A 9,019-nucleotide genomic window follows, 5' to 3' on the forward strand; every position below is an offset into this window, starting at 1 on the left:
GTGCCAGGATAGAGCGGCATCTGATGCGTCGAACAATAAAGCACCGACGGATCATCCCAGAAAATGTCCTGCGTACCATTGCCGTGATGCACGTCCCAATCGACGATCGCAACGCGTTCGACGCCGTAAGCTTTTTGGGCGTGCCTGGCGGCGATCGCGGCGCTGTTGAACAGACAAAAGCCCATGGCTTTGTCCCGCTCCGCGTGGTGGCCGGGGGGACGCGAAGCTACGAAGACATTGTCCGCGACGCCCGTGAATACGTCATCCACAGCGGCGTTCGCTGCGCCGATTGCGGTCAACACCGCTTCCCAGCTTTTGGGGCTCACAGTCGTATCCGAATCGACTCGGGTCAGCCCTTCTTCAGGGATGGTATTACGTACACGTTCAATAAACGTTTGGGGATGCGCATAAAGGATCGTTGTTTCGTCGCCCATTGGTGCCTGGACGCGATCCAGTGCATCGAAGGTGCTATCCTCCAGCACCTTATTGAGCGCGCGCAATCGATCCGGCCGTTCAGGATGCCCCGGAGGTGTCAAATGTTCCAGATAAATCGGGTGCGAATAAAGACGGGTTACCATGAAAGCTTTCTGCAACAGCAAAAGGGCATGAGCATGACCAGGCGGTTACGTTCAAATTGCACCAGCTACCCGCTGTTGTACAAGAGACAAGTCAGCGAATTCTGGCGCACATGTTGATTGGTCAAGCTATGCTCAGGGCTTGTGTCAGATCGGCAATCAAGTCATCCGGATGTTCGATGCCGATCGACAACCTGATTGTTGAATCCAGCACACCAATGCGCTGGCGCACGTCGATTGGGACGCCCGAATGTGTCATCGTTGCCGGATGGCTGGCGAGCGATTCCGTACCTCCAAGGCTGACCGCCAGTTTCAATATCTGCAATGCGTTGAGGAACTTGAAGGCCGCCGGCTGTCCACCCACGATGTCAAATGAGAAGGTCGAGCCAGCTCCGGTGCATTGAGCGGCAAACGTTTTACCAAGGGGTGAAGACGYGTCGTGATATGGCAGATAGTGTATTTTCTCGACCTTCGGATGATCGCGAAGGAAATTGGCAATTGCCAAGGCATTATTGTCGGCCTTTTCCATGCGGATGCTAAGCGTTTCGAGAGAGCGCCCGAGCATCCAGCAGGAATGCGGATCGAGTTGCGTGCCGATCGCGCCACGCAGCGCTTTGACCTGTTTCATCACGGCTCTTGATCCGAGCGCCGCTCCAGCAATCAAATCGGAGTGGCCGCCGACATATTTTGTCAGCGAATACAGGGAAATATCCGCGCCATGCTCGATGGGCCGTTGGAATACCGGTCCAAGCAACGTGTTGTCGCAGGCGATTATCGGGCGGTGGCCCTGCTTTTCCCCAATGGCCTCGGCGATCCGGCGGATCATTGCCACATCAACCAGGCTGTTGGTTGGATTGGCGGGCGTTTCGATCAGGATCACTGAGACACGGCCCTTCTGCATCGCCTGGTCAGCGGCAGCTTGTACCGAAGCTTCGTTCACGCCATCAGCGAAGCCGACCGCTGCAACGCCCATGTTGAGGAACGTCTTGGCGAGCAGCGTTTCGGTGCCGCCATATAGCGGCTGCGAGTGCAGGATCGAGTCGCCCGGACGGACGAAGGCAAACAGGGTCGTGGCAATCGCTGACATTCCCGAGGAAAAAACCGCACAGCTTTCCGTGCGCTCATAGACAGCCAGCCGGTCCTCAACGATTTCGCTATTGGGATGATTAAAACGTGAGTAGACCAGACCAGCCGCCGTACCGGCCGGCGGTTCTTTGCGACCAGAGACAAAATCGAAGAAATCCCGGCCTTCTTCAGCGGACTTGAATACGAAGGTCGAGGTCAAGAACACAGGTGGTTTGACAGCACCCTCGGATAGTTCCGGGTCGTAGCCGTAGTTCAGCATCAGCGTCTCAGGATGCAGTTCGTGATTGCCGATATGTGTTTTGGAGGGATGGGGAGCGGTCATGGCAGTCTCCTCGCTGAATGAGCCTATCCAGCGAGATTATAGCAAATCCAACGACCATTCCTTGCTATTTTGAAGCGGCCTTCGCAACAAGCGAGAGCCAGTTTTCAAATAATATCGGTCTTGGTGATCTGGATACCAAAGCCTTCGAGCCCGACATAGTGGCGTTCGCGCGAAGACAATAGACGGATCGATGTGATGCCGAGATCCTTCAATATCTGGGCACCAAGCCCGATCTGACGCCATTCCTCTTCGCGCACGCGCGCTTCCGCATGGACTTCGCGCTCCTGCAATGCTGCACGATTGCGGTCATCATCCCGGCCAACACCGACCGATCCTTCGCGCAGATAGACAATAACTCCGCGCTTTTCCTCGGCGATGCGCTTCATGATACTGTCAAGCGTGTTGCGGGCGCCGAATACATCGCTCAGCACATCCTCACGCTGCAGGCGAACAGGAACATCCTCGCCATCGCGAATATCGCCATRGACGATCGCGGCATGGTGCATCGGCTCCCAAGGCAGTGCGTATGTTATTGCCTTGGCACGTCCGGCGCAGGTATCGATCTCGTACTCGCCAATTCGTTCGATCAGGGTTTCCTTGCGCTGGCGGTAGGCAATGAGATCGGCGACAGTTACCTGGTGCAGCTTATGAGTTTCGGCAAAGCTTGCAACCTGGGGGCCGCGCATGACCGAACCGTCGTCGTTCACCAACTCGCAGATGACTCCGACGGGCGGCAGTTCTGCCAGCTTGCAAAGATCAACAGCGGCCTCTGTATGGCCGGAACGCATCAGTACGCCCCCTTCACGGGCCACCAGCGGAAAAATATGACCGGGACGCACGAAATCAATGGCACCAGCGTTCGGATTGGCAAGGTTTCTGGCTGTCAACGTGCGATCTTCAGCCGAAATACCGGTCGTCGTCCCATGTTTGTAGTCGACGGTGACAGTAAACGCCGTCGAATGGGGCGCATCATTGTCGGCCACCATTGGCGCGAGATTCAAACGTTTTGCGTGCTCTCGGGTCATCGGCGTGCAGACAATGCCTGAAGTGTGGCGAACGATGAAGGCCATCTTCTCGGGCGTACAGTGAACTGCGGCGACGATCAAATCACCTTCGTTCTCGCGGCCGTCATCGTCCATGACAACTACGATTTCACCGCGTTCGAAAGCGCGTAGGGCATCGACGACCCGTTTTTGATTGTAGGCCATATGAGCGTCCCCTTGCTTAGATACGGCCGGTCTGGCCGCGATGTCTGAGATAATGATCTGCGATGGCGCAGGCCACCATTGCTTCACCGATCGGCACGGCACGGATACCGACGCATGGGTCATGTCTGCCCTTGGTCATGATATCGACTTGATTGCCATCCGCATCAATACTCCGGCGCGGCGTCAAAATCGATGATGTCGGCTTGACGGCAAAGCGCGCGACGACCGGTGCGCCGCTGGAAATGCCGCCCAGAATCCCACCGGCATGGTTGGACAGGAAAATTGGCTTGCCGTCGTTACCCATGCGCATTTCGTCAGCGTTTTCTTCACCGGTGAGTCTGGCAGTGTCGAAACCATCGCCAATCTCTACGCCTTTCACGGCATTGATCGACATCAGGTAGCTGGCGATATCCTGATCAAGCTTGCCGTAGACCGGAGCACCGAGACCTGCCGGAACGTTCTCCGCCACGACTTCAACAATAGCACCAATGGAAGACCCTGCCTTGCGAAGGCCGTCCAGATAGTCCGCGAATATGTCGACCGACCCCGCATCCGGTGTGAAGAATGGATTGTTGTTTACCTCATCCCAATCCCAGCGGCCGCGGTCTATGGTATGTATTCCCATCCCAACCAGCGCTCCACGCACAACGAGACCGGGCACCACCTTGCGCGCTATGGCGCCGGCGGCAACGCGCGCAGCCGTTTCACGTGCCGAAGAACGCCCACCACCTCGATAGTCGCGAATGCCATATTTAACATCATAGGTGTAGTCGGCGTGACCCGGACGATACTGGCGGGCAATATCACCATAATCCTTCGAGCGCTGATCGGTGTTCTCAATCATCATCGAGATCGGCGTGCCCGTCGAAATCATGGTAACGCCGTCATCTTGCAGCATAACGCCGGAAAGCACGCGGACCTGATCAGGCTCACGACGTTGCGTCGTGTATTTCGACTGCCCGGGCCTGCGCTTATCGAGGTACGACTGGATCTCCGCCTCTGTGAAGGAAATGCCGGGTGGGCAGCCATCGACCACGCATCCAAGCGCAATTCCATGGCTTTCACCCCATGTGGTGACGCGAAAAAGATGACCGAAAGTATTGTGCGACATAAGCGTATCCGACGTTTTGTCAGGGGGTTTTATGAGCGTTTACTCCTGTGGTCAAACCCGCCGTTGAAATTCCTTTATCCCACACGAAAAAAGCAATTGTTTTGCCACAAATGGAAGCTCTAACTTGCGTCATTGACCGGCATACAGATTTGATAATAGGGGAATTCAAATGCGCTTCATCGTAGCAACGTTCATGTTCATCGCCTCCCTGCTTCCGGTCGGCGCTCTTGCGGACGATGCGCAAGGTACAATCACCAAGATCGATGAAGACAATTCGACCATTACTCTCGACGACGGCAAKGTCTATAAATTGCCGGGCGAATTTGACCTGAGCGTTATCGAGCAGGGTATGAAGGTTACGTTGATGTTCGACGTGGTCAACAAGGAACGCTTCATCACCGACATCGAAGAGACCACTGAATAGCTACAGCCAGGTAAGGTGACCATTCTCCAGGCGCAGAAGTTGATCCTGTGTGATAAGAAGATTGGCGGCATCGTGGCCGTCCAGTTTCTCGACCATGCGGAATATCGTTCTCAGGCAACCGCCATGGGTTATGCAAACCGTGGGTCCCTTTACCTCGGCCAACCAACTCGCAACACGAACACTCAATGTCGCATAGCTCTCGGCGGTGTCCCCCGGTGGGACGAAATTCCACTTGTCCCGCCCCCGTGCTTCTACAAGCTCCGGCGTCTTGGCTGCGATGTCTTCAATCATGAAGCCCTGCCAATCTCCGAAACTCACTTCCATCAGGCGTGGATCGGTATGGTAGTGCTTGGGATCGAGACCCATGCGGGTACGGATTCGCTCCATCGTATCGCGCGTGCGCCGCAAAGGGCTGGCAACGAATTCGAAGCCGGCCCCGTCGCCGATCAATGATTTCAGAAGATCACCATTGCGATCAGCCTGGGCACGGCCACGCGCATTCATATCGACATCTGCTTGACCCTGGATTCGTTCGGCGACGTTCCAATCCGTCTCGCCATGACGCGAAAAGTAGATCACCGAGCCAGGCAGAATCACTTGAACTTCAATCCTTGACGACAGAAATATCCGGTGCGTCGACTGCTTTCATTCCTACGACATGATAACCGCTATCGGCGTGATGGATCTCGCCTGTGACGGAGCGCGACAAGTCAGAAAGGAAATAGAGACCCGCGTCGCCGACTTCCTCGATCGTCACAGTGCGTCGCAGTGGCGCGTTGTACTCGTTCCACTTCAGGATGTAGCGGAAATCACCGATGCCGGAAGCAGCAAGGGTTTTGATCGGGCCTGCGGAAATCGCGTTGACGCGAATATTGTCGGGTCCGAGATCGACAGCCAGATATTTGACGCTCGCCTCAAGCGCGGCCTTGGCAACGCCCATGACATTATAGTTCGGCATGACCTTTTCTGCACCGTAATAGGTCAGCGTCAAGATGGAGCCGCCATCTGTCATAAGCTTTTCCGCCCGCTTGGCAACCGCCGTTAGCGAAAAGACGGAAATCAGCATCGTCTTTGTGAAATTGGCTTCCGATGTGTCCACGTAGCGACCGGTGAGTTCATCCTTGTCGGAGAAACCGATCGCGTGGACCAGGAAATCGATCTTGCCCCAATGCTGCTCGAGCGCAGCAAAGCAGGCGTCGATGGTCGACGCATCGGAAACATCGCAATGTCCGCATAAAAAAGCGCCGAGTTCCTGTGCAAGGGGCTCGACGCGCTTTTTCAAAGCATCGCCCTGATAGGTAAATGCAAGTTCGGCACCTGCGTCGTGCGCTGCCTTGGCAATGCCCCAGGCAATCGACCGATTGTTGGCGACACCCATTATAAGGCCGCGTTTACCCTGCATCAAACCAGTTTTGGCGGTCATATACCAACCCTTCATGAGACTTATGATTGATGTGGGGTATCGCACAGCCCGCGCCGGGCTTCAAGCGCGGTATCTAATCTGGTTTTGGATTTTCAATGACTGGAATCGCGTAAAAAGGCTTCCAAAGCTGGATCCCCATGTTCCGGCAACATAATGCGGACGTGAGCGAACAGATCGCCATGGCCATCTGGCTTCTTTGGCAAACCCTTGCCTTTCAGCCGTAAAACCCTATCGGAACTGGTCCACGGCGCGACTTTGACCGCTACGCGGCCGTTGAGGGTTTCGACTTCCTGGCGCGAACCGAGGGCAGCGTCGCTCAACGGAACCGGAAGTTCGACATGAAGGTCTCTTCCCTCGACCCGAAATTTCGGATGCGGTTTGAACCGCACTGTGACTAAAGCATCACCAGCGGTGCCTCCAGGAACAGCTTCTCCCTGTCCTTTCAAGCGAATCGTTTGACCGTTTTCCACCTGTGCGGGCAGTTTGATCGCCAGCCTTTTGCCGTTGGGAAATATTGCTTCAACCTTTTCGGCGCCCGCTGCCTGCTCAAGGCTGATATCTATAGTTGCCTGTAGGTCGGCACCTTTGCGTGGCCCGGCGCGACGCGTGGCCCCGCCAAAGCCGCCCATGCCGCCGGTCTCGCCAAACAGGCTGCTCAATATGTCTTCGGCACCAAGGCCAGATGTACCGCCGCTACGGAACTCGAAACCGCCCGGACGGCGCCCGCCGCCAAAACCGGCAAACGGGTCGCCGCCGGCGCTCGAGTAACCTTCAAACCCTTGTGGTGCACGTTGCTTGCCTTCGGCATCGATCTCCCCCCGGTCAAACTGGCCGCGACGTTCCTTGTCACCAACGATTTCGTATGCCTGATTGATTTCGGAGAAATTTGCCTGCGCCTTCGGGTCATCCTGATTCTGGTCGGGATGATATTTCTTGGCGAGTTTGCGAAACGCCGATTTAATTTCCTCGGGCTTCGCCGTCTTGGCGACGCCCAACACGCTATAGGGATCGCGCATGTGTCTGCCTTTCTTCGCAACGGAGCGAGATGTCTTGGGATTCCGCTGCTATATGCTCACGAATAGGAAGAAATTCCAGAGATTTGAGACGAAAAAAGTGAAAAATGGCCCAGATTCTTCATGTGCTACATAGGCGCGAAAGATTTCAACGTCCACTGCCCGCCATTTTGCATGCAGGTCTCGCCCTTGTAAATCATGACCCCGTCAAATGACTCGCGCGAAGTCTGGAACTCGCGGCAAAGGCCGGCGTCGTCTTTCTTTTCAGCAATGGTCGTTATTGTACCTTGGCTGCCCGTCTCGGGATTCGACCAAGGAACCGGCTTGTTGCCCCATTGGGTGAAATTCAGCGCCGAGACGATGTTGCGCACTGTCAATTGATCTGACGAGCCCTTGGCGTCGACAGGTTGTGCAGGAGCGACCGACCCTGTTACTGTTGCCTGGTCTGGAGCCGCTTTCTCGATGCTGAAATCCTTCATGGCGCAGCCCGACAACAAGCAAAGGGCAACACCAACGGCAAAGCCCGGATAAGGCCCGTGCCAATGCTGTTTTTTTGCACCAAATTTCTTGCTATCAGATCGTAGAAACGCCAAACACATATCTCTCTTTAACAAGGTCAATCCGAAATGACTATGGGACTATGGATTAAATGAAGTTAACAACAGATGACTTCACGGAGAATTCCGAGCCGTTCGCGCTTTTCGATGAATGGCTGGCGGAGGCGAGCAAGACCGAACCCAATGATCCCAATGCTGTAGCGCTGGCAACAGTGGACAACGAAGGATTGCCAGATGTCCGCATGGTTCTCCTTAAGGGATTCGACAGCCAAGGCTTTGTTTTCTATACAAATTTTGAGAGCCAAAAGGGTCAGGAAATTCTGGGATCCATGAAAGCGGCGATGTGCTTTCACTGGAAATCTCTTCGTCGTCAAGTCCGTATCCGCGGGCCCGTCGAGATCGTAAGCAAGGATGAGGCCGACGCCTACTATGCAACGCGCCCTCGCGGGAGTCGTATCGGCGCCTGGGCATCAAAACAATCGCGTCCCCTTGAGAGCCGGTTTGCGCTCGAAAAGGCCGTCGCCGAATACACCGCTCGTTACCCTATCGGTGAAATTCCCAGGCCCGACTATTGGTCGGGGTTTCGCATTCGTCCAACGTCCATCGAGTTCTGGCATGACCGGCCGTTTCGCTTGCATGACCGGGTGGTCTTCAGCCGTCTTACGCCGGAAGGCGACTGGGGCAAGACGAGGCTCTATCCTTAGCCTTTCTTTCGCGTGAGAAAGGCCATCAACGCGCCCCGCGCCTCCTCGGACTGGAGGCGCTCGGCGAAAAATTTTGCCTCCAGCTTGATGCGTTCGACAACGTCTTCCCGCGGCATCCGCAGAAGATCGCGTGAAATCTGCATGGCTTCCGGTGGCTTTGCCGCAATCGCGGTCGCCACACTCAAGACTGTGCTTTCCAGTTCCTCTGTGTCGACCAGCTTGTAGATCAGTCCCGCCTCCTTGGCTTCAACCGCGTGCAATCCTTCGCCCATGGCCAGGAAAGCAAAAGCTCTTTGGTGGCCCATCAACACCGGACCCAGCAAACTGGATCCCGCTTCCGGTACCAGTCCGAGATCTACAAAGGGTGTCTTGAAATAGGATTGCGGCGTAGCGAACGTCAGATCGCAATGGAAATGAATCGTGGTGCCGACGCCAATCGCAAGGCCGTCCACGCCTGCGAGAAGCGGCTTCTTAGCGTTGACCAGCGCAATCAGAAAATCAATAACTTCGCTGCCCATATTGCCAGTGGTGGCAAAGGCCATGAAGTCCTGCAGGTCATTGCCGGACGAAAAGGCTCCTGGCACGCCAAAGAACAC

Annotated in this window: 10 protein-coding genes and 1 pseudogene; 2 read left to right on the forward strand and 9 right to left on the reverse strand. The window is 55.5% G+C overall.

All coding sequences use genetic code 11. The features are described 5' to 3' along the window. The 4 genes and pseudogenes from ACXJ5O_RS12505 to aroC all read right to left on the reverse strand — a co-directional run. A pseudogene (locus ACXJ5O_RS12505) lies at positions 1-578 on the reverse strand (histone deacetylase family protein); the annotation flags it as partial. Positions 579-699: 121 nt separating this feature from the next. After that, positions 700-1,983 (reverse strand): cystathionine gamma-synthase family protein, encoded by a 1,284-nt coding sequence (locus ACXJ5O_RS12510; protein WP_457300165.1) that lies wholly within the window; start codon positions 1,981-1,983, stop codon positions 700-702. Between the two features lie 104 nt (positions 1,984-2,087). Then, the gene (ribB, locus tag ACXJ5O_RS12515; RefSeq protein WP_457300166.1) at positions 2,088-3,191 is read right to left on the reverse strand and encodes a 3,4-dihydroxy-2-butanone-4-phosphate synthase; all 1,104 of its coding nucleotides are present in this window, start codon (positions 3,189-3,191) and stop codon (positions 2,088-2,090) included. A 16-nt stretch (positions 3,192-3,207) separates the two neighbouring features. Further along, positions 3,208-4,302 (reverse strand): chorismate synthase, encoded by a 1,095-nt coding sequence (gene aroC, locus ACXJ5O_RS12520; RefSeq protein WP_457300167.1) that lies wholly within the window; start codon positions 4,300-4,302, stop codon positions 3,208-3,210. Positions 4,303-4,471: 169 nt separating this feature from the next. Here aroC and ACXJ5O_RS12525 point away from each other — a divergent pair, with 169 nt between their 5' ends. Further along, complete coding sequence (locus tag ACXJ5O_RS12525) at positions 4,472-4,726, forward strand: DUF1344 domain-containing protein (protein ID WP_457300168.1); 255 nt, start codon at positions 4,472-4,474, stop codon at positions 4,724-4,726. Here the strand turns inward: ACXJ5O_RS12525 and ACXJ5O_RS12530 are convergent, their stop codons facing one another. The 4 genes from ACXJ5O_RS12530 to ACXJ5O_RS12545 form a co-directional block, all read right to left on the reverse strand. Beyond that, positions 4,727-5,317, reverse strand: a complete 591-nt coding sequence (locus ACXJ5O_RS12530) for a histidine phosphatase family protein (RefSeq protein WP_457300172.1) — start codon at positions 5,315-5,317, stop codon at positions 4,727-4,729. 13 nt (positions 5,318-5,330) lie between these two features. Further along, on the reverse strand, positions 5,331-6,149 hold the full coding sequence (fabI, locus tag ACXJ5O_RS12535; RefSeq protein ID WP_114432770.1) for an enoyl-ACP reductase FabI: 819 nt from the start codon (positions 6,147-6,149) through the stop codon (positions 5,331-5,333). A 92-nt stretch (positions 6,150-6,241) separates the two neighbouring features. Next, complete coding sequence (locus tag ACXJ5O_RS12540) at positions 6,242-7,165, reverse strand: DnaJ C-terminal domain-containing protein (protein ID WP_457300169.1); 924 nt, start codon at positions 7,163-7,165, stop codon at positions 6,242-6,244. 125 nt (positions 7,166-7,290) lie between these two features. Next, on the reverse strand, positions 7,291-7,641 hold the full coding sequence (locus tag ACXJ5O_RS12545; RefSeq protein ID WP_112528041.1) for an RT0821/Lpp0805 family surface protein: 351 nt from the start codon (positions 7,639-7,641) through the stop codon (positions 7,291-7,293). Between the two features lie 170 nt (positions 7,642-7,811). Between ACXJ5O_RS12545 and pdxH the strand changes: the two genes are divergently transcribed. Then, positions 7,812-8,423: a pyridoxamine 5'-phosphate oxidase gene (gene pdxH / locus ACXJ5O_RS12550; RefSeq protein WP_457300170.1), complete on the forward strand. Its 612-nt coding sequence runs from the start codon at positions 7,812-7,814 to the stop codon at positions 8,421-8,423. On the opposite strand, the gene ACXJ5O_RS12555 is transcribed toward pdxH, so the two are convergent. Continuing rightward, positions 8,420-9,019: crotonase/enoyl-CoA hydratase family protein (locus ACXJ5O_RS12555; protein ID WP_457300171.1), on the reverse strand; the 600-nt coding region annotated here is incomplete at its 5' end. The two genes, pdxH and ACXJ5O_RS12555, sit on opposite strands and share 4 nt — an antisense overlap.

Source organism: Phyllobacterium sp. P5_D12 (assembly GCF_054049495.1).